Origin of the sequence: Promicromonospora sp. AC04, from assembly GCF_003058225.1 — a bacterium.
In the GTDB taxonomy this organism is placed as follows: Bacteria; Actinomycetota; Actinomycetes; order Actinomycetales; family Cellulomonadaceae; genus Promicromonospora.
In genome coordinates this window covers 152,803-175,480 of the sequence record NZ_QBUG01000006.1, presented here as the reverse complement: position 1 = coordinate 175,480, position 22,678 = coordinate 152,803, and the positions used below count along the sequence as shown (strand labels likewise).

The 22,678-nt window shown below is 72.6% G+C and carries 21 protein-coding genes; 5 read left to right on the top strand and 16 right to left on the bottom strand.

What is annotated here, in order from left to right; genetic code table 11:
- Positions 1-21: 21 nt before the first annotated feature.
- Positions 22-378: an iron chaperone gene (locus tag C8K30_RS17100; RefSeq protein WP_108494115.1), complete on the top strand. Its 357-nt coding sequence runs from the start codon at positions 22-24 to the stop codon at positions 376-378.
- A 95-nt stretch (positions 379-473) separates the two neighbouring features.
- A complete protein-coding gene (locus C8K30_RS17095; protein ID WP_108494114.1) occupies positions 474-1,757 on the top strand; it encodes a sigma-70 family RNA polymerase sigma factor in 1,284 nt (427 codons plus the stop codon).
- Positions 1,758-1,830: 73 nt separating this feature from the next.
- Here the strand turns inward: C8K30_RS17095 and C8K30_RS17090 are convergent, their stop codons facing one another.
- The 3 genes from C8K30_RS17090 to C8K30_RS17080 form a co-directional block, all read right to left on the bottom strand.
- The gene (locus C8K30_RS17090) at positions 1,831-3,252 is read right to left on the bottom strand and encodes an MFS transporter (RefSeq protein ID WP_108494113.1); all 1,422 of its coding nucleotides are present in this window, start codon (positions 3,250-3,252) and stop codon (positions 1,831-1,833) included.
- 189 nt (positions 3,253-3,441) lie between these two features.
- Positions 3,442-4,788, bottom strand: coding sequence for an alpha-hydroxy-acid oxidizing protein (locus C8K30_RS17085; protein WP_233257234.1), 1,347 nt, complete (start codon positions 4,786-4,788; stop codon positions 3,442-3,444).
- A gap of 21 nt (positions 4,789-4,809) precedes the next feature.
- The gene (locus tag C8K30_RS17080; RefSeq protein WP_108494111.1) at positions 4,810-5,778 is read right to left on the bottom strand and encodes an SDR family NAD(P)-dependent oxidoreductase; all 969 of its coding nucleotides are present in this window, start codon (positions 5,776-5,778) and stop codon (positions 4,810-4,812) included.
- 143 nt (positions 5,779-5,921) lie between these two features.
- Here C8K30_RS17080 and C8K30_RS17075 point away from each other — a divergent pair, with 143 nt between their 5' ends.
- From C8K30_RS17075 to C8K30_RS17065, 3 genes are all read left to right on the top strand, one after another.
- Positions 5,922-6,461, top strand: coding sequence for a TetR/AcrR family transcriptional regulator (locus tag C8K30_RS17075; protein WP_108494110.1), 540 nt, complete (start codon positions 5,922-5,924; stop codon positions 6,459-6,461).
- 91 nt (positions 6,462-6,552) lie between these two features.
- Positions 6,553-7,563 (top strand): alpha/beta fold hydrolase, encoded by a 1,011-nt coding sequence (locus C8K30_RS17070; protein WP_233257233.1) that lies wholly within the window; start codon positions 6,553-6,555, stop codon positions 7,561-7,563.
- Positions 7,564-7,603: 40 nt separating this feature from the next.
- A complete protein-coding gene (locus C8K30_RS17065; RefSeq protein WP_108494109.1) occupies positions 7,604-8,377 on the top strand; it encodes a glycerophosphodiester phosphodiesterase in 774 nt (257 codons plus the stop codon).
- Between the two features lie 155 nt (positions 8,378-8,532).
- Here C8K30_RS17065 and C8K30_RS17060 read toward each other — a convergent pair whose 3' ends face one another.
- From C8K30_RS17060 to C8K30_RS17000, 13 genes are all read right to left on the bottom strand, one after another.
- The gene (locus C8K30_RS17060; protein WP_108494108.1) at positions 8,533-9,438 is read right to left on the bottom strand and encodes a hypothetical protein; all 906 of its coding nucleotides are present in this window, start codon (positions 9,436-9,438) and stop codon (positions 8,533-8,535) included.
- A gap of 71 nt (positions 9,439-9,509) precedes the next feature.
- A complete protein-coding gene (gene aroB / locus C8K30_RS17055; protein WP_108494107.1) occupies positions 9,510-10,667 on the bottom strand; it encodes a 3-dehydroquinate synthase in 1,158 nt (385 codons plus the stop codon).
- The gene (locus tag C8K30_RS17050; RefSeq protein WP_108494330.1) at positions 10,664-11,230 is read right to left on the bottom strand and encodes a shikimate kinase; all 567 of its coding nucleotides are present in this window, start codon (positions 11,228-11,230) and stop codon (positions 10,664-10,666) included. Before C8K30_RS17050 ends, aroB begins: the two co-directional genes overlap by 4 nt.
- Positions 11,231-11,268: 38 nt before the next feature.
- Positions 11,269-12,507, bottom strand: coding sequence for a chorismate synthase (gene aroC / locus C8K30_RS17045; protein WP_108494106.1), 1,239 nt, complete (start codon positions 12,505-12,507; stop codon positions 11,269-11,271).
- A gap of 64 nt (positions 12,508-12,571) precedes the next feature.
- Positions 12,572-13,504: a shikimate dehydrogenase gene (locus C8K30_RS17040; protein ID WP_108494105.1), complete on the bottom strand. Its 933-nt coding sequence runs from the start codon at positions 13,502-13,504 to the stop codon at positions 12,572-12,574.
- A 2-nt stretch (positions 13,505-13,506) separates the two neighbouring features.
- Positions 13,507-14,571, bottom strand: coding sequence for an endolytic transglycosylase MltG (gene mltG / locus C8K30_RS17035; protein WP_108494104.1), 1,065 nt, complete (start codon positions 14,569-14,571; stop codon positions 13,507-13,509).
- Positions 14,572-14,852: 281 nt separating this feature from the next.
- A complete protein-coding gene (gene mltG / locus C8K30_RS17030) occupies positions 14,853-15,869 on the bottom strand; it encodes an endolytic transglycosylase MltG (RefSeq protein WP_233257232.1) in 1,017 nt (338 codons plus the stop codon).
- 153 nt (positions 15,870-16,022) lie between these two features.
- Positions 16,023-16,553, bottom strand: a complete 531-nt coding sequence (ruvX, locus tag C8K30_RS17025; RefSeq protein WP_108494329.1) for a Holliday junction resolvase RuvX — start codon at positions 16,551-16,553, stop codon at positions 16,023-16,025.
- Positions 16,554-16,636: 83 nt separating this feature from the next.
- On the bottom strand, positions 16,637-19,330 hold the full coding sequence (gene alaS, locus C8K30_RS17020) for an alanine--tRNA ligase (protein WP_108494102.1): 2,694 nt from the start codon (positions 19,328-19,330) through the stop codon (positions 16,637-16,639).
- 231 nt (positions 19,331-19,561) lie between these two features.
- Entirely contained in the window at positions 19,562-19,816 is a 255-nt protein-coding gene (locus tag C8K30_RS17015) for a hypothetical protein (RefSeq protein WP_108494101.1), read from the bottom strand.
- Positions 19,813-20,217 carry a DUF948 domain-containing protein gene (locus C8K30_RS17010; protein WP_108494100.1) on the bottom strand — a complete coding sequence of 135 codons (405 nt, stop codon included), beginning with the start codon at positions 20,215-20,217 and terminating at the stop codon, positions 19,813-19,815. The genes C8K30_RS17015 and C8K30_RS17010 overlap by 4 nt, the downstream gene beginning before the upstream one ends.
- 213 nt (positions 20,218-20,430) lie before the next feature.
- Positions 20,431-21,057 carry a 30S ribosomal protein S4 gene (rpsD, locus tag C8K30_RS17005; RefSeq protein ID WP_108494099.1) on the bottom strand — a complete coding sequence of 209 codons (627 nt, stop codon included), beginning with the start codon at positions 21,055-21,057 and terminating at the stop codon, positions 20,431-20,433.
- Between the two features lie 185 nt (positions 21,058-21,242).
- The gene (locus C8K30_RS17000; RefSeq protein ID WP_108494098.1) at positions 21,243-22,655 is read right to left on the bottom strand and encodes a replication-associated recombination protein A; all 1,413 of its coding nucleotides are present in this window, start codon (positions 22,653-22,655) and stop codon (positions 21,243-21,245) included.
- Positions 22,656-22,678 lie beyond the last annotated feature (23 nt).

The window sequence follows — 22,678 nt, the reverse complement described above, 5'->3', positions numbered from 1 at the left end:
AGACCTGGCGAGGCTGTGCTCATGGACGAGTTCACCGAGTACATAGCGAGCCTGGACGGACCGGTGCGGGACGCCGTCGAGCACGTGCGCGCGCGGGCGCTCGAGCTCGTGCCGGACGCCGAGGAGGGCATGAGCTACGGCATGGCCGCCCTGCGCTACCGCGGCAGCCCGCTCGTCTCGGCGCGGGCCACGGCGAAGCACATCGGGCTGTACCCGTTCAGCCCGCCCGCGATCGACGCGCTCGCACCGGACCTGGCCGGCTTCTCGACGTCGAAGGGCACCATCCGGTTCGCACCGGACGATCCGTTGCCCGACGGCGTCCTGGACCGCCTCATCCTGTTTCGCCGCGACGAGATCGACGCCATGCGCGCACGCTGACCGATCATGTGACCTGCGGCCGACCACCCGCCGTCCTGCCGTCACGTTTTGTGCCGGGCTCTCGTCGTCGGGTTGTGACGCGAGAACATGGCCCCATGACGGATCCCGACAGCCCCGAGCCCGGCACCCCGCGGGCCGCGACGCACGCCGGCACCGCCCGGCTCGACGACGCCGCGCTCGCCCGGCTGCGTCCCCTCGCCTTCACGGTGGCGTACCGGATGCTCGGCAGCGTCGCCGAGGCGGAGGACGTGGTGCAGGAGGCGCTGACCCGAGTCTCGCAGGCGGAGGGGGTACACAACCCGGACGCGTTCGTCACCACCGTCACGACGCGGATAGCTATCGACGTGCTGCGCTCGGCCCGGGTCCGGCGTGAGTCCTACGTGGGCGACTGGCTGCCCGAGCCCCTGGTCGGCCCGGTCCCGTCGAACCTTCCGGTCGCCATGGCGACCGCGCCGCCCGACGTCGCCGGTCATGCCGAGCTGGCCGACGATCTCTCGACGGCGTTCCTCGTGCTGCTGGAGACCCTGACCCCGACCGAGCGCGCGGCGTTCCTGCTGCACGACGTGCTCGGTTTTCCGCACAGCGACGCGGCCGGCGTCATCGGCACGAGCGAGGTCGCGGCGCGTCAGCTGGCATCGCGCGCCCGACGCCGGATCGCGCGGCACCGCGGCGACGTCGCCGAACGCGAGGCGCAGGACGGAGCGGCCGCGAGCGCCGCGCTCGCACGGACCGGGCGTCCGGAGCGGGGCGGGCAAGGCCGACGGGACGCGCGGGACCGGCAGGACGCACACGCCGGACCGGACGGCCAGGACGGCCACGACGAGCAGGGTGGGCCCGACGGGCACGCCCTGCGGCCTCGCACCGCTGGTGACAAGGCCCGGGCCGAACAGCTCGTGGCGCGGTTCCTGGCCGCGTGCGAGGAGGGTGCGGTGGACCCGTTCCTGGAGCTGCTCGCCGAGGACGTGGTGCTGACCGGTGACAGCGGCGGGAAGGTGCCGCCGGGCATGTCGATCGCCCGGCCGGTCGCCGGCCGGGAGATGGTCGCGCGCCTGCTGGCGGGCTTCATGCACCGTGGCGCGCCCCTCCACTTCGAGCGGGCTCTGGTGGGCGGCGAGCCGGGTCTGCTCATCGTGGCGGACGACGCCGTGGGCGGCGGCCTGGTGGGCACCTGGGCGTTCGAGATCTCGGGCGGCGCGATCGCGGGTATCCGTGGCGTGATCAACCCGGAGAAGCTGCGGCACGTGGGGCCGCTGGCCGACCTCGACCGGATCCAGGCTGCGCTGAGGAGTGCCATGCAGGAACGGGTGGCGCTGAGGAAGGCCGCGCTGACGAGTGCGAGCGACCCGGAGAGCGCCAAGCCCGAGCGGCCGGCCGACTAGAGTCACGCGGTCCGCCGGCCGGCCGCTCGGGGCTCGGCCGGGCGGCCGCCCAGGCGCTCGGCCCGCCGCCCCGTCACGCGTCGGCGAGCGGAGCCTCCTGCACGAACCACATCAGCACGAGGCCGACGAGCACCACGGCGACGATCCCGAGGGTGCCCCAGATGGTCGCGCCCGTCGCGGCGATGGTGATCGTCCACAGCGCGCTCGACATCCAGGACGAGGCCCGGCCGGTGGTGGCGTAGAGGCCGAAGATCTCCGACTCCTTGCCCGCGGGCGTCACGCGGGCGAGGTAGGACCGGGACGCAGCCTGAGCAGGGCCGACGCAGGCGGACAGGATCAGCCCGCCCACCCAGTAGACGATGGGGCCCAGATCACGCAGGAACACGACGGCGAGCCCGGCGACGACGATGGTGCTCAGCGTGCTCAGGATGACGGCGCGGGGCCCGAAGCGGTCGTCGGCGTAGCCCACGAGGACGGTGCTGATCCCTGCCACGAGGTTGGCGGCGATCCCGAAGATGATCACCTGGTCGGCGGAGAAGCCGAAGCTGACGCTGCCGATGATCGCGCCGAACGCGAAGACGCCGCTGAGGCCGTCGCGGAAGACGGCGCTGGCCAGCAGGAACCAGAAGGTGCGGCGCGAGGTGCGCCACAGGCCCTGGATGTCGCGGAACAGCACCACGTAGCTGGCGAAGAACCCGACCTTGGCGTGGCCCTTGGTGGGGGGAAGCTCCGGCACGAAGGCGAGCACCGGCCAGGCGAACGCGAGCGCCCAGAGGGCGCAGCCCACGGCGATCACGCGGAAGGCGAGGCCGTTGTCGGTGGGCATGCCCCACCAGTCCGCCCCGTTGGCGACCACCACGAACAGGAGCGCCAGGATGCCGCCGACGTAACCCAGGCCCCAGCCGAGCCCGGACACCTTGCCCACGGTCTTCGGCGTGGCGACCGAGACCATCATGGCGTTGTAGTTCACGCCGGCGATCTCGTTGAGCACGCTGCCCAGGCCGATCAGGGCGGCGCCGAGCACGAAGTAGGCCGGGTCGGCCTCGACGAACCACAGCGCGAGCATGCACAGCACCATGCCGACCGTCCCGCCGGCGAGCCACGCCTTGCGCCGTCCGGTGGCGTCCGCGCGCTGCCCCAGCACGGGGGCGAGGAAGAGGATGAGCAGGCCGGCGAGGGTGTTCCACAGGCCCACGCCGCTGGTCAGGTCCGCGAGGCCGCGCTGGTAGGCGGGATCGTCCTCGCCCAGCGCCGCGACGGCCGGCTCCAGGAACGACTCCGTGGTCAGGTACAGCGCCGTGAACACGAACGTGAGGATGACCGTGTTGAACGGCTGGGTCCCCCAGTCCCACAACGCCCAGGAGAAGACCTGGCGGCGCGGGATCCGCACGCCCTCCTGCAGCTCCAGGCCCATCTTCGGGGGCGTCGGTATCTCGGTGGCCGAGTCGGTGGCCGAAAGGGCCGGCGAGTCGGGTCCGGGTACGGCGTCGGTCATGGCCGCAGTCTGCCCGGATCGCGTGAACGACGGGTGCTGGAGCCGGTCACGATCTCATACCGACCCACCTGCCGGAGGTGCAGGTCACCCCGGTGACCTGCACCTCCGACACTCCAGGCGCGGAGGGCGCCCGTCCGAGGACGGGACAGGACCGAGGATGGGCAGGGCCGAGGACGGGGCAGGGCCGAGTCACAGCGCGAGGTTGTGTCGCCCGATCTGCCCCGTCTCCGACACGCCCGCGAGCGCCATCGTGATGTCGAGCTCGGCCAGGACGTGCTCGGCGACGGCGCGGACGCCGTCGGCTCCCGCGATGGCGAGGCCGTAGACCCAGGGGCGGCCCAGGAGCACGGCGTCGGCCCCGAGGGCGAGCGCGGTGAAGACGTCGGCGCCGGTGCGGATGCCGGAGTCGAACAGGACGGGTACGACGGCGCCCGTGCCGGTGTCCGTGCCGCCGCCCGAGTGCGCGCGCACGGCGTCGACTACGGGGCCCAGGGTGTCGAGGGAGGCGACGGCGTTGTCGATCTGTCGCCCGCCGTGGTTGGAGACGATGATGCCGTCGGCGCCGTGGTCGAGGGCGGCGCGGGCGTCGTCGGGGTGCTGGATGCCCTTGACGAGGATGGGCAGGGTGGTGCGTTCGCGCAGCCAGGCGAGGTCGGCCCAGGTGAGGGTGGAGCGGGAGAAGACGTCGAGGAAGGTCTCGACGGCGGCGCGGGCGTACGGCTGGGTCAGGTTGCGCAGGGTGGGGCCGGGGTGGTGCCGGGCCATGGACAGCAGCGAGCGGACGGCGGCCACGGTGGGCCGGTTCGACGCCGTCGCCTCGCCCGACGACGCCGCGCCGCGGACCCGGGCCTCGACGAGCTTCCGGAACTCGGGGTCGCTCAGGTACTGGGCGATGCCCTCGGCGCGGGCGAACGGCAGGTAGCCGAGGTCGAGGTCGAGGGTTCGCCAGCCGAGCACGTGGGTGTCGAGGGTGACGACTATCGCCTCGCACCCGCTGGCCTCGGCGCGGGTGACGAAGGACTCGACCACGGCGTCGTCGGACGACCAGTAGAGCTGGAACCAGCGCGGGCTGTCTCCGAGGATCGCGGCGGTGTCCTCCATGGGCGTTGACGCCTGGGAGGAGATGACGACGGGCAGGCCGAGGTCGCGGGCGGCGCGGGCGAGCGCGGGCTCGGCGTTGCGGGGTGCGGCGGCCCGGCCGCCGCGCTGGTGCTGCACGGCGAGCTCCAGGGCCCCGACCGGCCCGAACAGCACGGGGGCGGGCAGCGGGCGGCCGAGCAGGGTGGTGGCCAGGGAGCGCTCGCCGACGTCGACCATCTGGCGCGGCACGATCCGATACCGGCCGAAGGCCTCCCGGTTGGCCGCCACGGTGCGCTGCGCGCCGGCGCCGCCGGAGACGTAGGACCAGCCGGTGCTGGTCATGCGGCGTCTGGCGGCGTCGGCGAGCGCGTCGGGGCTGGTGGGCACCGCCGGCCGGTGGCCGTAGACCCCGTTGCGGTAGATCGACGACTGCACTGTCCGGCCGATATTGCGCATGGCGGACATCCTGCCACGTGATTATCGGCGGACGGCGGGGGCGGGCAGCGCCGTCCCCGCGAGCTCCTCGACCTGGGCCCACACACGCGCCGCCAGGTCGCCCTCGGGGGCGAAGGTCCGGGCGGTCGGCTCGACGAGCACCGGGGCGCCCCGCAGCCGCCCGGTCGGCGCGTAGTACTGGCCGTTGCGCGCCCGCGGGTCGGTCAGGGCGCGGACCGCCGACCAGGCGGCGGTGTCCTTGCCCTGGGCCCAGGGCGTGTACGGGTTGGGCTGGTAAGGCGTGGTCGCGTCGCGGATCCCGGCTCGCTCCGGCGTCCTGGCGTCCACGCCCACCCCGGGACGGGTGACCAGCGAGGCGACCGGCGCCTCGGCCGCCGCCAGGCGGCGAGCCAGCTCGAACGCGAGCACCTCGGTCACCGTCTTCGCCTTCGTGTAGGCGGCGACGGCCGCCCAGGGCTCGCGGCGGACGTCGTCGACGGCCATCGGGAACATCCCGACGAACCCGGTCGAGGTGTGCACCACCCGCGTCGTGGTGCCGTACCGCTCCCCCGTGGCCGCGAGCGCCGGGAGCGTGCCCGCAAGCAGCGCCAGGTTCGCGACCACGTGGGTGCCGAGGATCAGCGGCAGCCCGTCGGCGGTGGTGGCGCCGCGCTTCATGGCCATGGACCCGCCGTTGAGCAGCAGGCCGTCCACGCGGGGCAGGGCGGCGACCCGGGCCGCGGCGTCCGCCACGGACGCCAGGGACGCCAGGTCGACGACGACGGTGTCGAGCGAGGCACCGGGCACCTGGTGCTCGATGGCGGCCACGGCGGTCGCGAGCTTGCCGGCCGAGCGGGACGCGAGCACGACGTGCGCTCCGGCGGCGGCGAGCTGTTCGGCGGCGAAGTAGCCGATGCCGGCGGTGGCGCCGGTGACGACGAGGGTGCGGCCGGTCTGGTCGGGCAGGCGGGCGGGGTCCCAGCTCGTGGTGGTGGTCGTGGTGGCGGCCATGGTGGTCCTCGGTTCTCTCGGGTTCGGCGGTGCGCACGGCGCGCCCCGGCGGACGGGGCACGCGAACACTTCCGGATGATGTATCCGTTTGAGCGTAGCACCTGAAACGGATCTTCCATCCGTTTCTGCTGTAGGCTCACCCCATGCCCGCTCTCCGGTCCGACGCCGCACGCAGCCGTGCCCGCATCCTCGAGGTGGCGCGCCGCCACGACCCCGGCACCCTGCGGTTCAACGAGCTGGCCCGGGAGGCCGGCGTGGGGGTCGGCACGGTCTACCGGCACTTCCCCACCACCCACGCGCTCGTCGAGGCGCTGGCCTGGGAGACGCTGGAGCGGCTGCAGGTCCTGACCCGCGAGGCGGTCGCCGAGCCCGACCCGGGCGTGGCCATCGCCAACCTGCTGGGCACCGCGCTCGAGCTGCAGCTCGAGGAGGGCGGCCTGCAACCCGTGCTCCTGTCCCCCGAGGACGAGGCCGACGACGTGCGCGCGGCCAAGCGGGAGATCGTCACCGGCTTCGAGGCGATCCTCGACCGCGCCCGGGCGGCGGGCGTCATCCGCCCGGACCTGACCGTGGCGCAGGTGGAGCACCTCGTCTGCGGGATGGAGCACGCGGTGCGGCTGGGCGACGCCACGGACCGCACGCCGTACCTGGAGATCCTGCTCGCCGGCCTGCGCCCGGCCTGAGGGGTCAGGCGGAGCTGGACCACGGTGCCCGGAAGCTCCGCCCGCGCGTCGCGACCTGCCACGACGGCGGGGCTTCGCATACGATCCCCACGTGTCCGCACAACCCCTGACGACGTCCCAGCAGGTCGCACTCGACTGGCGCACCGACCATCTGCTCGGCGAACCGTTCCAGGAGACCCCGCTCGGGCCGGCCACCCTGGTGCGGTACCCGCACCCGGAGGACCTCGGACCGCCCAAGGCCGCCGTCATCCACGTGCACGGCTACAACGACTACTTCTTCCAGGAGCACCTGGCCCGCGCCTTCGCGGCGGCCGGGTATGCGTTCTACGCCGTCGACCTCCGGGCCGCCGGGCGGTCGCTGCAGCCGGACGAGCTCCCGCACTTCGTGATGGACCTGCGCGAGCAGGCGACCGACATCGCCGCGGCCGCGCGCGCCGTGCGCGCCCTGGAGCCGGGGCTGCCGCTGGTCGTGCACGCCCACTCCACGGGCGGCCTCACCGCCTCCCTGTGGGCGCACGCGCACCGCAACGCGGCAGGGGCCGACGCCGGACCCGACCTGCTCGTGCTCGACTCGCCGTTCCTCGAGCTGCGGGCCCCGCTCTGGAAGCGCACGTTCGGGACGCGGGTGCTGGACACCGTCGGGCACCTCGCCTCGACCGCGATCATCAGCGACGGCCCGTCCCGGTATGCCGAGCACCTGCTGGCCGCCAACGGCGGGCGCTGGGAGTTCGACACGACGCTCAAGCGCCCCGAGGGCGTGCCCGGCCGCGTCGGGTGGTTCGTCGCCGTCCGGCGCGGGCAGGCACGTGTCGCCGCCGGGCTGGAGATCGCGTGCCCCGTGCTGCTCGCACGGTCCGACTCCTCCGGCCCGGACGAGCTCGACAACCCGCTGCTCGACGCGCAGGACACGGTGCTCGACGTGCAGCACATGGCCGCGCTCGGGCCGGGCCTGGGCCACGACGTCACCGAGCTCGTCGTCCCGGGCGGTGTGCACGACCTGTCGCTGTCAGCTCGCGGGCCGCGCGAGGCATACCTCGACGGCATGTTGAAATGGACGGACAGCCAGGTCGGCGCCAACGTCGGCGCCCGAGACATCACGTAGACACATCGTGTAGACCACACCGGGTAGACAAGGACAGCCAGTGACCTACTTCGAGGGGCCCTTCCAAGCCCTCGCCCACCGCGGGTTCGCGCATGCCTCGGCCGGTACCGAGGGTCTGGAGAACTCGCTGGCGGCGTTCGGCGCCGCCGTCGACCTCGGCTACCGCTACGTGGAGACGGACGCGCACGGCACCATCGACGGCGTGGCCGTCGCGCTGCACGACGAGTCGCTCGACCGCACCACAGACGGCGCCGGCCTCGTGGCCGAGCTGCCGTGGTCCGAGGTCAGGGAGGCGCGCATCGGCGGCGTCGAACCCGTGCCGCTGCTCGAGGACCTGCTGGGCGGGTGGCCCGACCTGAGGGTGAACATCGACGTCAAGCACGCCTCCGGCGTCGGACCGGTCGCCCGGGCCATCGAGAAGACCGCCTCGTGGGACCGCGTGTGCGTCACGTCCTTCGAACCCGCCCGCCGCCGCGCGACGCTCACCAAGCTGTCCCGCCCCGTTGCGACGTCGGCCGGGCGCCGGGAGATCGCCACCTTCCTCACCGGCGTGCGGCTGCACGTGCGCCCGCTGGCCCGGCGCGCCCTGCACGACGTCGACGCGCTGCAGGTCCCGGTGAGCGAAGGGTCCGTCACGGTGGTCGACGCCGCGTCGATCGAGGCCGCGCACGCGCTCGGCAAGAAGCTGCACGTCTGGACCATCGACGACCCGGACGAGATGAACCGGCTCATCGACGAGGGCGTGGACGGCCTGATCACCGACCGCGCCGACCTGCTCAAGGACGTCCTGATCGAACGCGGCCTCTGGGACTAGGCGCCTCCGCCGGCATTCCGGTTGCCCGCCAGCTACTGAGCCCTCCGAAGTCGGCAGCCCCCTGGGAAGTCGGCCCTTTGCATCGAGGTCGGTCCAGGCCTGGGCCGATCTCGATGCCAAGTGCCGACTCTGTGGTGCAAACTGCCGACGCCACGTCAGGAGCCACCGCCACCCGAGTCGCCGCCGCCGCCGGAGTCGCCGCCGGACCAGCCACCGCCCGAGTCACCACCGAACCAGCCGCCACCGCCGCCGGTGCTGCCGCTGCCGCCGTCCGAGCCGGACCAGGTTGAGTCCCCGCCCCAGGAGCCGCCGCCCGTCCAGCCGTCACCGCCCGACCACGTGGTGTCACCGAACCCGTCACCCGAGCCGCCGTCGTACCCGTCGTTCTCACCGTCCTGGTCCCGGCCCGCGTCGCGATCCCGGCCCTCGTTGTCGCCATGCGGTCCGGACCCCACGACGACCGCAGGCACCATGAGCCCGGCGCTGCCGTCGTCTGACGACGTGGCGGACGCGCGTCCGGCCCTGGTACGGGGCGCAGTCTCCGCTCGCTCCCCGAGACGCGTGGTGAACGCCCACAGAGTCCTACCGTCGGGCAGGAGGATCCGCGCCGGGCCTTCGACCTCGGTCCCGGCGAAGAACTCGACGGTCACCGGGCCCCGCCGCAGAAGGTCGGCGGGCGCGCCCTTCGCGAACAGCAGGTGGAGGTACCGCTGCTCCCCGCGGTGCTCGACGACGATCGTGCGCATCGGCCGGCCCGACACGTTGCGCTGCTTGGCCACGGCCTCGCCGCGCAGCGTCAGGGAAACGGCACCTCGCGCGGCCCGGCGCCAGGCGCCTCGGTTCCGCGCGCCCCGCGTGACCTCGGTGAGGAAGATGAACAGCGCGATGGCGGCCGCTACCCCGGCCACCCCGAGGAACGGCAGTGGCGCCTCGAGGCCGTCAGGGGAGAACGGCCGAACGAGGAAACCCAGGAGGGCGAGGAAGACCAGAGGGAAGATCAGGCGGCCGATGCCGCGTAACCCGGCCCTGCGTGCGGCCTGGAAGCCAGGATCGGAGATCATCCGCCGAGGTTAATGTCCACTTTGCCCCCTCTGCACGTAAACCTGTGCGCGCAAGAGCGGGCCCCGGCGGCTCAGCCCAGCGTCAGCGTGACCGGGGTGCCCGGGCCCTTTGTCGGGGGCTCCTTCGAGACCTCCGCGTAGGCGGCGGCCAGCAGGGTCGGGTCGGGGCCTTCCAGGCGGACCGGCTTGGCGACGTCGTCCAGCACCACGAACCGGAGCAGGTCGCCGCGCGCCTTCTTGTCGCGGCGCATCGCGGCCAGCAGCTGGTCCCAGCGGTCACCCCGGTAGTGCACCGGGAGCCCCAGCGAGTCCAGCAGCGAGCGGTGCCGGTCGGCGACGTCGTCGGGCAGCTTGCCGGCCATCCGGGCGAGCTCGGCGGCGAAGATCATGCCCACGCTCACCGCGGCGCCGTGGCGCCACTGGTAGCGCTCGACCAGCTCGATCGCGTGGCCCAGCGTGTGCCCGTAGTTCAGGATCTCGCGCAGGCCGGCCTCCTTGAGGTCCTCGCCGACCACCTGGGCCTTGACCCGGACCGACCGCTCGACGAGCTCGGCCACGACGGCCCAGGTCTCGTCCGTCGCGTCCGCGCCCGCCCAGTTCCGCAGCTCGTCGATGTGCGCCTCGACGAGGTCGAGGATCACCGGGTCCGCGATGAAGCCTGTCTTGACGACCTCCGCCAGGCCCGCCACCAGGTCCCACTTGTCGAGCGAGCCCAGCGCCGCCAGGTCTGCCAGCACACCCGCCGGCGGGTGGAACGCGCCCACGAGGTTCTTGCCCTCGGACGTGTTGATGCCCGTCTTGCCGCCCACGGCGGCGTCGACCATCGCGAGCAGCGTGGTCGGCACGTGCACCACGCGGATCCCGCGCAGCCAGGTCGCGGCCACGAAGCCCGCGAGGTCCGTGGTGGCTCCCCCGCCGACGCCGACTATCGCGTCCGACCGCGTGAAGTCCAGCTGCCCCAGCAGACCCCACAGGAACGCGGCGACCTGCGGCGTCTTGGCCGACTCGGCGTCCGGCACCTCGGCGACGAACGCCTCGTAGCCCGACGACCTCAGGTCCTCCGCGATCGTGTCCGCCGTCGCCGACAGCGCGGCCGGGTGGATCACCATGACCTTGCGGGCCGCGCCCACCAGCGACGGCAGCTCACCCAGCAGGTGGCGGCCGATGACGACGTCGTAGGGGACGTCTCCCCGGACCGTGACCCGGGTGGGAGCGCTGTTGGTGCTCACTTCGTGCTCTCCTCTTCTGTGCTCTCTGCCCGCTTCGGGTCCACCAGCTCCGGGACCCGCAGCTGGAGGCCGAGGGCCTCGATGATCTCCGCCGCCACCTGCTCGCCGGGCCGCTCGCTCGACACGATCTTCAGGGTCGCGAGCCGCTCGTACGTGGGGCGCCGCTCGGTCATCAGCTTCTGCCACTGCGCGCGGGGGTTGCCGAGCAGCAGGGGCCGGGCCTGGTTCATGCCGACCCGCTGGGCGGCGATCGCCAGCGGCACGTCCAGGAAGACGACGTGGCCGCCGTCCGCCGCGTACTTCGCGAGCGCCTCCTGGACCGTGGGGCTCATGACGGCGCCGCCGCCGAGCGACACCACGCCGTCGTGCTCCGCGAGGGCGGCAAGCACCGCGGCCGTCTCCAGCTCACGGAACCGGGGCTCGCCGTCGTCCACGAAGATGTCGCCGACGGGCTTGCCGGCGGCCGCCTCGATGTCCGCGTCGGTGTCCCGGATCGTTACGCCCACGCCGACTGCGAGGATCCGGCCCACCTTGGACTTGCCGGAGCCGGGGGGCCCGATCATGACGGCGACGGGACCGGTGGCCGGGCCGGCCGGGCCGCTCACTGCAGCAGCTCCGGGATCGCGGCCACGTAGGACTCCAGGTTGCGGCGCACCTCGGCGACGGAGTCGCCGCCGAACTTCTCGACGGCGGCCTCGGCCAGGGTGAGCGCCACCATCGCCTCGGCGACGACGGCGGCGGGCGGCACCGCGCACACGTCGGAGCGCTGGTGGTGGGCGGTGACGGGCTCGCCGGTGGCGGTGTCGACGGTCGGCAGCGCTCTGGGCACCGTCGAGATCGGCTTCATCGCGGCGCGTACGCGCACGATCTCCCCGTTCGACATGCCGCCCTCGATGCCGCCGGCGCGGTTGGTGGTGCGGCGGATCCGGCCGGGCCCGGCCGCACCGTTGGCTCCCGCCTCCCGCACGATCTCGTCGTGGGCGGCGGTGCCGCGGCGGCGGGCGGTGCGGAAGCCGTCGCCGACCTCGACGCCCTTGATCGCCTGGATGCCCATGAGGGCGGCTGCCAGGCGCGCGTCGAGCCTGCGGTCGCCCTGCACGTAGGTGCCCAGGCCCGACGGCACGCCGTAGGCGAGCACCTCGACGACGCCGCCGAGGGTGTCGCCGTCCTTCTTGGCCAGGTCGATCTCCTCGATCATCAGCTTCGCGGACGCGGCGTCGAGGCAGCGCACCGGGTCGGCGTCGAGCGCGGCGACGTCGTCGGGGGTCGGCAGCGCCGCGTCGTCGGGCACCGCTGCCCCGCCGATCGCGACCACGTGCGACACCAGGCGGACGCCGAGGGCCTGCTCGAGGAACTTCGCGGCGGCCACGCCCAGCGCGACCCGGGCCGCGGTCTCGCGGGCCGAGGCGCGCTCCAGCACGGGCCGCGCGTCCTCGAAGCCGTACTTGCGCATGCCGATCAGGTCGGCGTGCCCGGGGCGCGGACGGGTCAGCGGCCGGTTGCGCGCGACCTCGCGTTCGTCGCCGGTGCCGGCGTCGACCATGAGGGCCTCGGGGGGCACCGGGTCGGCCGACATGACGTCGGTCCACTTGGGCCACTCCGTGTTCGCGATCTCGATCGCGAGCGGCCCGCCCTGCGTGATCCCGTGCCGCAGGCCGCCGAGCACCCGCACCTCGTCCTGCTCGAACTTCATGCGCGCCCCGCGCCCGTAGCCGAGGCGGCGGCGCGCGAGCGCACCCTGGATGTCCGCCGTCGTGAGCTCCACGCCGGCGGGCAGACCCTCCATCACGCCCACCAACGCAGGACCGTGCGACTCACCCGATGTCAACCAACGAAGCATGCTCGGATTGTTTCACGCGCGTGACGCACCCGGCGCCCGCTGTCCACAGGCCGTCGGCGCATACTCAGCCGAGCGCCGCCTGGAGCGCCTCGTCCATCGCCGCCAGCGGCGCCGGACGCCCCGTCATCAGGCGCACCTGCTCGGCGGCCTGGTGCAGCAGCATGCGCTCGCCGCCCACGGCGTCGGCCCCCAGGGCGGCCCACGCGGACTGCAGGGCGGTGGGGCGCGGGTCGTAGACGACGTCGAGCAGCACGCCGCCGGGCCTGTCGCCGGCGTCGGTCAGCCGCTCGGTCAGCAGAGCCGCCCACGTGTCCGCGGCATGCTTCGGCGTCGTGGAGACGACGGCGTCCGCGCCCGCCAGGGCCGACGTCGTCGCCTTGTCGTCGAACACCTCGAACGACGGGCTCACGCCCATCCGGGCCACGGCAGCGCGCAGCGGGCCGATGCGCTCCAGGGAGCGCACGAAGACCCGCGGCGAGGCGCAGCCGAGCTCCGCGAGCGCGGCAAGGGCCGATGCCGCGGTGGCTCCCCCGCCCAGGACGACGGCGTCCGAGACGCGGCGCGTGCCCAGGCCCTCGCGCAGCGCCGCGACTATGCCGTGCACGTCAGTGTTCGTGCCGATCGTGGTGACCCCGCCGCCCGAGGAGCCGCCCGAGGGGCGGCCCGGCGAACCCACCGAGGAGAACAACACGGTGTTCACGGCGCCGACGGCCTCGGCGAGGGGCTCCACGTGGTCCAGCAACGGGATGACCGCCTGCTTGAGGGGCATGGTCAGGCTCAGGCCGGCCCAGCCCGGGCCGACGTCGTGCAGGAAGCCCGCCAGGGTGTCCTCGGTGACGTCGTGCACGCCGTACTCCCAGCCGTCCAGGCCCAGGGCCCGGTAGGCCGCCGCATGCAGCACCGGGGACAGCGAGTGCGCGACGGGGTGGCCCAGGACCGCGGCGCGGCGGGTGGGGGTGCGGGTCGTGGCCGTGGTGGCCTCGTCGGTGGAGCTCATGGTCAGTAGCCGTTCGCATCTTCCCAGGCCCGGAGCTCCGCCACGAGCGCGTTGAACTCCGCCTCGGTGGTGGCGAACTTGGTCTCGCCCGTCTCCAGGTTCACCGCGCACCAGTACATCCACGGGCCGTCGGCCGGGTTCATCGCGGCGTCGATCGCGCTGCGGCCCGGGTTCGAGATGGCCGTGGGCGGCAGGCCCTTGTGGCGGCGCAGGTTGTAGGGGTTGGACGCGTCGTCCAGCTCGGACTGGTAGAGCGCCCCGCTCGTGCGCCCCACGCCGTAGAGGATCGCGGCGTCGATACCTAGGTACCAGTTCTGCTCGATCCGGCTGTGGATCACGCGGGACATCTTGGGCTGGTCCGCGGGGTTCTTGGCCTCGCGCTCGATCAGGGACGCCATGGCGAGGATCTCCTCGCGCTGGTCGGAGGGCACATCGAGGGAGTCCAGCACGCTGACGGTCTGGACGATCATCTGCGCCACGACGTCGGCGGCGGGAGTCTCGTCCGGCTTCACCTCGTAGGTGCTGGGGAACAGCCAGCCCTCTGGCTTGCCGCCCGCCTCCGGCGGGAGCTTCTGCGCGATGTTCTTGAACGCCGCGTCGACGTCCGCCTTGGGCCAGCCCTGCTCGATCATCCGCTGCTGGATCTGTGCGGCGGTCAGGCCCTCCGGCACCGTGAAGCCGCCGCGCTGGACCGCGTTCGCCGCGAGCAGCTCGACGGCTGCCGCCGCGCTCATCTGCAGCTTCATCTCGTGCGTGCCGGGCTGGATCGCGCCGGCGTCCGGGTTCGCGTTGAACGCCACGACGAACGCCTCGGCGCTGGCGACGACGTCCTTCTCCTCGAGCTCCACGCCCATCGTGTACCCGTTCGCGTTCTCGGGGATCTCGACGTCTATCGGCTCCCCGCCCGCGCCCTCGTAGTCCGCGGCGGCCAGCGGCGTCCGGATGCCGAAGAGGTAGCCGTCGTTCTTCACCGTCCACGCGCCGAGGCCGCCGACGACCACCAGCACCGCCACGACCGCGATGATCAGCGGGCGCCGGAAGCCGCGCTGCCCCCGGCTGTAGTACACGTCCCGATCCCCCCGACGGCTCCGGGCACCACTGGCGTGCCTCGGTGGCCCCTGATAGTCCACTCCCGGAAGGGCCTCGGTCACGCTTGCTCCATCCTCTGCGCTGGCTGAATCACTTGTCGATCCACGCTGATCACCAACCCGGGCGCACGACGCCGCAATCGCATGTCACGATCGCATCACAGCCCGGACGCCGCGAACGCTACCCCGATGGGCGCATTCCCGGCCAACTCCCGGGATTCACCATGCAGAACCGTCACGAGGCCTTACGACGCGCGAATTCACCCGTTGGCGGCCTGCCACTCGCGCAGCTCCTGCTGGTACGCGAGGTGCTCCTCGTACGTCTCGGAGAACTTGGTCTCGCCCGTGTCGAGGTTGACCGTGATCCAGTACTTCCAGTCACCCGGGGTGGGGTTCAGGACGGCATCGATCGACGTCGTTCCCGGGTTCGCGATCGGTCCCGGCGGCAGCCCCAGGTGCTCGTACGTGTTGTACGGGTTCTTCTCGTTGTCCAGGTCGGCGTCCGTCAGCTCGGTGCCGGGCTTGCCCGCTCCGTAGGCGACCGCCGCGTCGATCTGCAGGGGCATGCCGTCCTCGAGCCGGTTCTCGATGGCCCGCGCGATCTTCGCCCGGTCCTCGGCGGTCCGGCCCTCACGCTCCACCAGCGACGCCTTCGTCAGCACCGACTGCCAGTCGGCGACGGGGACGTTCTTCTCCCTGAGCACGCTCTTGGTGCCGTCCACCATCTGCGTCAGCAGCCCGACGGCCGTGTCGTCCGGTTTCACCATGTACGTGTCGGGGTACAGCCAGCCCTCGACCTTGCCTTCGGCCTGCTTCGGGACACCGATCTTGCCCGGGCTCTTCAGGGCCGCCTCGAAGTCCTCCACGGGCAGTCCAGTGACCTGCGCCGCACGCTCGATCGTCTGGTCGACCGTGTACCCCTCGGGAAGGGTGAGCTGCAGGTCCGCCGTCTCGTTCTTGACCAGCAGCGCGACGGCGTCCCGCGCGGGCATCTCCTCGAGCATGGTGTACGTGCCCGGCCGGATCGACGCCGAGCCCGGGTTCGCCTCGAACGCCGCGGTGAACGCCGACACGCTCGCGACCACGCCGGCCTCGTAGAGCTCCTGGCCCATGGCCGTGCCCGTGGCGCCCTCGGGGATCTCGACGTCGACCTGGTCGCCGCCCGGGCCCGGGAAGTCCTTGGACTCGAGCGGGGTCGTCAGGCTGATCAGGGAGTCGAGGTTGGTCCACACCGCGTAGCCCGCGCCGCCGACCAGGACGAGCGCGACGAGGAGCACGACAAAGGAGCGTCCGCGCCGACGCCTGCGCCGGCGCTCTGCTCTCCGGCCCGATCTCGGCCCGGGGAACGCGGGATCTGCCTGGGGGCGCGGGGGCGCCGTGAAGAGGTCCGTCACCGGAGACTCACTGTCCTTCGCTGGGGGGCGACTGGGTCATTCGTGCGTGTCGTGCACGGTCTGCACCTCGACGAGCTCGCCGGCGCGCTCCCCCTTCGCCCGCTCCGCATCGAGTGCAGATTGCAGAATGATAACGGCTGCGGCCTGATCGATCACGGACCTGTGCTTTTTGGTTTTCCGGCCCGCCGCATGGAGCGCCTGATGGGCCGACACGGTGGTCATCCGCTCGTCCACGAGCCGGACCTCCGCGCCCTCCCCCGCGGCGGCGAGCGCGACGACCAGCCGGGCCGCGAACCGGCGGGCGTCGGCGGTGGCCGCGCCCTCCTTCCCGGACAGGTGCCGGGGCAGCCCCACGTAGACGACGACGGCGAAGCGCTCGGCCGCCTCGGCGACGATCCGGGCGACGTCGGCCGTGGTGCCCTGGGCGCTCCTGGCGGCCTGCTTGCCGGGCTTTGCACCCTGCTTGCCGGGCTGCTTTCCCGGACCCGCGAGCACCCGCGGCACGGTCTCCACCGGGGTGGCGACCAGGCCGTCGGGGTCGCTCGCGGCCAGCCCGATCCGGGCCATGCCGACGTCGACCCCGAGCCGGGCTCCACGCGGGAGCCCGGCCTCGGTCTCGGCCGGCGACGGCACGGGTTCGACCACCGGCGTCAGGCGCCGACGGCGGCCAGGCGCACGCCCTCGGCGATACCCGCCAGCGCCTCGCCCAGCTTCGCCGGGTCCGTGCCGCCGCCCTGGGCCATGTCCGGCTTGCCGCCGCCACCGCCGCCGAGCGTCTGAGCGGCCGTGCGTACCAGGTCGCCGGCCTTGTAGCCCGCGGCGCGCGCGGCGGCGTTGGTCACGACCACCACGACGGGGCGGCCACCCGACACGCCGCCGGCGGCGGCCACGACGGGCTCGGCCTCGCCGAGGCGGCCGCGTACGTCGAGCACGAGGGCGCGCAGGTCATCGGCCTGGGCCTCACCGGCGTCGTGCGTGATCACGCGGACGTCGCCGACGCGCGGGGCCTCTGCGGCGAGCTTGCCCGCGGCGGCCAGGAGCTGGCCCTGGCGCAGGGAGGCAAGCTCCTTCTCGGCCTCCTTGAGGCGGGACACCAGCGAGCCCACGCGGTCGGGAAGCTCCTCGGCACGCGTGTTGAGGAGCCCGGTCAGCTGCCCGACCAGCGCGTGCTCCTTGGCCTGGAAGCCGTACGCGCCGTCGCCCACCAGGGCGTCCACGCGGCGCACGCCCGAGCCGATCGACGACTCGCCCAGCAGGGTGACCCGGCCGAGCTGGCCGGTCTGCTTCACGTGCGTTCCGGCGCACAGCTCGCGCGACCAGTCGTCGCCGATCGAGACCACGCGCACGACGTCGCCGTACTTCTCGCCGAACAGCGCCATGGCACCCATCTCGCGGGCCCGCGAGATCGGCATGAGCTGGTCGGTCACCTCGAGGTTGTCCGCGAGGCGCACGTTGACCCGCTCCTCGATCTCCGTCAGGGCGGAGGCGGAGACGGCCGACGGCGAGCGGAAGTCGAACCGGATGCGGCTCGGGGCGTTCTCCGAGCCGGCCTGCGTGCGGTCCGGGCCCACGAGCTCGTGCAGCGCCTTGTGGATCATGTGCGTGGCCGAGTGGGCCCGGCTGATGGCCTTGCGGCGGGCCGTGTCGATCTGCGCGGTGCCGGGGTCCCCCAGCGCCACGGTGCCCTCGATGAGGCGACCGCGGTGCACGCTCAGGCCCTTGATGGGGCGCTGCACGTCGTCCACCTCGATGGTGGCGCCGCCGTCGAGCACGATCGTGCCGTGGTCGGCGAGCTGGCCGCCGGCCTCGGCGTAGAACGGCGTGCGGTCCAGGACGACCTCGATCTCGGCCGGGGCGGTGACGGCCGGGGCCGGGATCCCGCCGGTCAGCAGGCCGGTCACGCGCACGACGGCGTCGGTCTGCGTGTAGCCGAGGAACTCGACCGGAGCCGTGAGCTCCTTCTCCAGGGCCTCGTAGGCGGCGACGTCGGCCCCGCCGGTGCGCTTGGCCAGGGCGTCGGCGCGGGCGCGGGTGCGCTGCTCCTGCATGAGTGAGCGGAAGGCCTGCTCGTCGACCTGGACGCCCTGCTCGGCGGCCATCTCGAGGGTGAGGTCGATCGGGAAGCCGTACGTGTCGTGCAGCTGGAAGGCGGCCTCGCCCGGCAGCACCAGGTGCTCGCCGCCCTGCTTCTTGAGGCCGGCCACGGCGCTGTCGAGGATCGTGGTGCCCGAGGCGAGCGTGCGCCGGAAGGCCTCCTCCTCGGCGTAGGCGACTGCCGAGATCTGCTCGAAGTTGGTGGCGAGCTCCGGGTAGGAGGGCGCCATGGCGTCCTTCGAGACCGGCAGCAGCGACGGCAGGGCCAGCCCGTCGACGCCGAGCAGGCGCATCGCCCGCACGGAGCGGCGCAGCAGCCGGCGCAGCACGTAGCCGCGGCCCTCGTTCGAGGGGCGCACGCCGTCGCCGATGATCATCAGGGCCGAGCGGACGTGGTCGGCGACGACGCGCATGCGCACGTCGTCCTCGTGGTTCTCGCCGTACGTCTTGCCGCTCAGCTTCTGGGCGGCCTCGATGACGGGGAACACCTCGTCGATCTCGTACATGTTGTCCTTGCCCTGCAGCAGGAAGGCAACACGCTCCAGACCCATGCCGGTGTCGATGTTCTTCTTCGCCAGCTCGCCGACGATCCGGAACTCTTCCTTGGACCTCACGTCGTCGATGGCGTACTGCATGAACACGAGGTTCCAGATCTCGACGAAGCGGTCGCCGCCCTCGTCGATCAGCGGGCCGCCGTCGGGGCCGTAGGCGGCGCCGCGGTCGTAGAAGATCTCCGAGCACGGGCCGGCCGGGCCGGGCTGGCCCGTGGACCAGTAGTTGTCCTTCTTGCCGAGCCCCTGGATGCGCTCGTCGGGCAGGCCGACGATGTCCTTCCAGAGCTGGCGGGCCTCGTCGTCCTCGTAGTAGACGGTGACCCACAGCTTGTCGGGGTCGATGCCCAGCTTGCCGTCCTCCAGCGAGCCCGTCAGGAAGTCCCAGGCGAACCGGATGGCGTCGGCCTTGAAGTAGTCGCCGAACGAGAAGTTGCCGTTCATCTGGAAGAACGTGCCGTGCCGCGTCGTCTTGCCGACGTCGTCGATGTCGAGCGTGCGCACGCACTTCTGCACGCTCGTGGCGCGCTGCCACGGCGGGGTCTGCTGGGCCGTCATGTACGGGATGAACGGCACCATGCCCGCGATGGTGAACAGCGTCGACGGGTCCGGGGAGATCAGCGACGCGGACGGCACCACCGCGTGACCCTGCGCTTCGAAGTAGTCGAGCCAACGCTTGCGGATCTCGGCGGTGCGCATGAGGTCAGTGATCCTTCTTCTCGGTCGTGCGGAAAGGTAGGTCGGAGAACAGGTACGGAAGTACGGCTATGGAAGAACGGGTACAGCAAACGGGTACGGCACTGGGGTGCGCGAATCACGTGCAGCAGTTCGCGCGTCTCTTATTCTGCCGCTCGAAGCGCGGCGGACGGAAACTGAATCATCCGCCCGCGGACCCGCCTGATGATCGGCCTGGCCGACGGAGCGGTCTCGCTACCGCTCGTGGCCGGGCAGCTCGCCCCGGAGGGAGGCCATGAGCTCGGCCTCGCGCTCGGCGCGGGCCGTGGAGAACTCCGACCGGAACGTGCGCGCCATCTGGTTCAGCCGCGTCCCGGCGTCGTCCACCGCGGCCGCGGCGCGCTCGCTTACGGCCTCGGGTGTGTAGCGCGCGACGACCTGGCGGCCCTTGCGGATCACGACGACCGTGACGACCACGCCCACGCCGACCCAGAACAGGCGGCGGATCATGCGTCGGCCCCGCCGGTGTCGGCGTCCGTGTGCTTGCCGGCCCGGCCCTTGGCCCTGCCGAACGCCTGGCGCACGCCGTAGGAGAAGGCAGCGACCTTGACGAGCGGGCCACCCAGCGTCGCCGCGTACAGGCCCGTCAGCGCGGACACGTTCTCGCTGACCGACGCCGCGGACGTGGTGATCGTGTCGACCTTGACGAGCTGCGTGTTCGCGGAGGCGACGGTGCTCGCGGCCTCGTCGAGGATCGGCACCGAGTGCTCGGTGACGTCGCGGACGCTGGTGCGCGCCTCGTCGAGCAGCTTGCCCAGCTTCCACAGGGGGACGGCGAGAAAGCCCACGAGGAGCACGAACGCGATCGCCGCGATCAGTCCCGCCACGTCTCCGAGGTCGCCGAAGGTCATGCGTTAGCTCCTACCTGGATGGTCAGCTGATGGGTCGGCTCTGCTGTCCGTGCCGAACCGTTCGTCACCCTATCCCGGACGCCGACGAGTTCGCCCGACACTCCCGGAGGGTCGAGGACCGCGGAATGCAGAACGGCCCCGTTCACGCCGAAGCGTGGACGGGGCCGGTCGTGGATGCCGAGCAGGCTCAGTGAGCGAGCTCAGCGACCCGGATCAGCGAGCGTAGAACTCGACGACCATCTGCACGTCGCAGGTCACGGGGACCTCGACGCGCTTCGGCTGGCGGGTCAGCGTGGCGGTCAGCTTCTCGAGCTGCACGTCCAGGTAGCCCGGCAGGGTCGGCAGCACGTCGCGGTGCGCGCCCGCGGCGGCGACCTGGAACGGCACCGTGGTCTGGCTCTTCGGCTTGACCTGGATGGTCTGGCCCGGCTTCACGCGGAACGACGGGCGGTCCACGATCTTGCCGTCGACCAGGATGTGACGGTGGGTCACGTGCTGGCGGGCCTGCAGGATGGTGCGGCCGAAACCGGCGCGCAGCACCACGGAGTCGAGACGCGTCTCGAGGTCCTCGACCATGACCTCACCGGTCAGGCCGGCCTGCTTGCGGGCGTTCTCGTACACCTTGAGGAGCTGCTTCTCCTTGAGCATGTACTGGGCGCGCAGACGCTGCTTCTCGCGCAGACGCACCGCGTAGTCCGACTCGGTGCGGCGGCGGGCACGGCCGTGCTCACCGGGCGGGTAGGGGCGCTTCTCGAAGTGCTTGACGGCCTTCGGCGTGAGCGCGAGGCCCAGCTTGCGGCTCAGGCGCACCTGGCGGCGCGCACGGGTCACAGAAGTCACTGTGATTTCCTGTCCTGTAGTAAGTGAAGGTCACACCCGGACACGGCTCTCCCACGAAGGGGAACCACACCGGGTGCGGGACCAGCCGATGGAGCGGGAAGGTCAGATCGATGATCGGACCGTCACGTTCACGGGGCCGAGGTCCCAGGGAGCTGCCATAGGCAACCTGCCCATCCTAACGCAAGTCAGGGCTTCGGCCCGCCGTGGGGCTCGTCACTGCCGAGGATCCCCCGGATGCGCTCCAGCCGCTCCGACACCTGCCGCTCGTACCCGCGGTCGCTCGGGTCGTAGTAGCGCGAGCCCGCGAGCACGTCCGGCAGGTACTGCTGCGGCGCGACGCCGTGCGGCCAGTCGTGCGCGTACCGGTATCCGTCCCCGTGGCCCAGCTGCTTCGCGCCCGCGTAGTGCGCGTCCCGCAGGTGGGACGGGACCGTCCCCACCCGGCCGGCGCGCACGTCCGCGAGCGCCGCGTCGATGCCCAGGTAGGCGGCGTTCGACTTCGGTGCGGTGGCCAGGTGCACGACGGCCTCGGCCAGGATGATGCGGCCCTCGGGCATGCCGATGAGCTGTACCGCCGTGGCCGCGGCGACGGCGGTCTGCAGGGCCGAGGGGTCGGCCATGCCGACGTCCTCGGCGGCGGAGATGACCAGGCGCCGGGCGATGAACCTCGGGTCCTCGCCCGCGGCCACCATGCGGGCGAGGTAGTGCAGTGCGGCGTCGACGTCGGACCCGCGGATGGACTTGATGAACGCGGAGATGACGTCGTAGTGCTGGTCGCCGTCGCGGTCGTAGCGGACGGCGGCGACGTCGATGGCGCGCTCGACGTCGGCGAGGCCGATGCGGGGGACGGCGTCGTCGTCGCCGGTCGAGCTCGCCGGGACCCCGTCCGACAGCACCGCGCCCGCGGCGGCCTCCAGGATGGTGAGGGCCTTGCGGGCGTCTCCCCCCGACAGCCGCAGGAGGTGGTCCACGGCGTCGTCGTCGAGGTCGACGGAACCGCCGAGGCCGCGCTCGTCGGTCACCGCGCGCAGGACGAGCTCGCGGACGTGCTCGGTCTCGAGCGGCTTGAGCGTGAGCAGCAGGGAGCGGGACAGCAGCGGGGAGTTGACGGAGAAGCTGGGGTTCTCGGTGGTCGCGGCCACGAGGGTGACCCAGCGGTTCTCGACGCTGGGCAGCAGGGCGTCCTGCTGCGACTTGGAGAAGCGGTGCACCTCGTCGACGAACAGCACCGTCTCGTCGCCGCCGGTGGCGAGCCGGCGCCGGGCGTCCTCGACCACCTGGCGCACGTCCTTGACGCCCGCGGTGACGGCGCTGAGCTCCACGAAGCGGCGCCCGGACACGGTGGCGACGAGGTAGGCGAGCGTGGTCTTGCCGGTGCCGGGCGGCCCCCACAGGATCACCGACGACGGCGCGGCGCGCCCGGCGCCGCCCGGTTCGATGAGCCGCCGCAGCGGCGACCCTGGCTCCAGCAGGTGCTCCTGTCCGGCTATCTCGTCGATCGAGGCCGGGCGCATGCGCACGGCGAGGGGCGACGACGCCCGCGCGGCCGGGGTTCCCGCCGTGTCGGTAGTCGCCGTACTGAACAGGTCGTCGAACACCGCCCCAGCCTACGGATGCTCAC

Excerpts from the sequence above, each read along its gene's own strand:
- C8K30_RS17100 (WP_108494115.1), top strand. The coding sequence starts at position 22 with ATGGACGAGTTCACCGAGTACATAGCGAGCCTGGACGGACCGGTGCGG.
- C8K30_RS17095 (WP_108494114.1), top strand. The coding sequence starts at position 474 with ATGACGGATCCCGACAGCCCCGAGCCCGGCACCCCGCGGGCCGCGACG.
- C8K30_RS17090 (WP_108494113.1), bottom strand. The coding sequence starts at position 3,252 with ATGACCGACGCCGTACCCGGACCCGACTCGCCGGCCCTTTCGGCCACC.
- C8K30_RS17085 (WP_233257234.1), bottom strand. The coding sequence starts at position 4,788 with ATGCGCAATATCGGCCGGACAGTGCAGTCGTCGATCTACCGCAACGGG.
- C8K30_RS17080 (WP_108494111.1), bottom strand. The coding sequence starts at position 5,778 with ATGGCCGCCACCACGACCACCACCACGAGCTGGGACCCCGCCCGCCTG.
- C8K30_RS17075 (WP_108494110.1), top strand. The coding sequence starts at position 5,922 with ATGCCCGCTCTCCGGTCCGACGCCGCACGCAGCCGTGCCCGCATCCTC.
- C8K30_RS17060 (WP_108494108.1), bottom strand. The coding sequence starts at position 9,438 with ATGATCTCCGATCCTGGCTTCCAGGCCGCACGCAGGGCCGGGTTACGC.
- C8K30_RS17050 (WP_108494330.1), bottom strand. The coding sequence starts at position 11,230 with ATGATCGGGCCCCCCGGCTCCGGCAAGTCCAAGGTGGGCCGGATCCTC.
- aroC (WP_108494106.1), bottom strand. The coding sequence starts at position 12,507 with ATGCTTCGTTGGTTGACATCGGGTGAGTCGCACGGTCCTGCGTTGGTG.
- C8K30_RS17040 (WP_108494105.1), bottom strand. The coding sequence starts at position 13,504 with ATGAGCTCCACCGACGAGGCCACCACGGCCACGACCCGCACCCCCACC.
- ruvX (WP_108494329.1), bottom strand. The coding sequence starts at position 16,553 with ATGGCCCGGATCGGGCTGGCCGCGAGCGACCCCGACGGCCTGGTCGCC.
- alaS (WP_108494102.1), bottom strand. The coding sequence starts at position 19,330 with ATGCGCACCGCCGAGATCCGCAAGCGTTGGCTCGACTACTTCGAAGCG.
- C8K30_RS17015 (WP_108494101.1), bottom strand. The coding sequence starts at position 19,816 with ATGATCCGCCGCCTGTTCTGGGTCGGCGTGGGCGTGGTCGTCACGGTC.
- C8K30_RS17010 (WP_108494100.1), bottom strand. The coding sequence starts at position 20,217 with ATGACCTTCGGCGACCTCGGAGACGTGGCGGGACTGATCGCGGCGATC.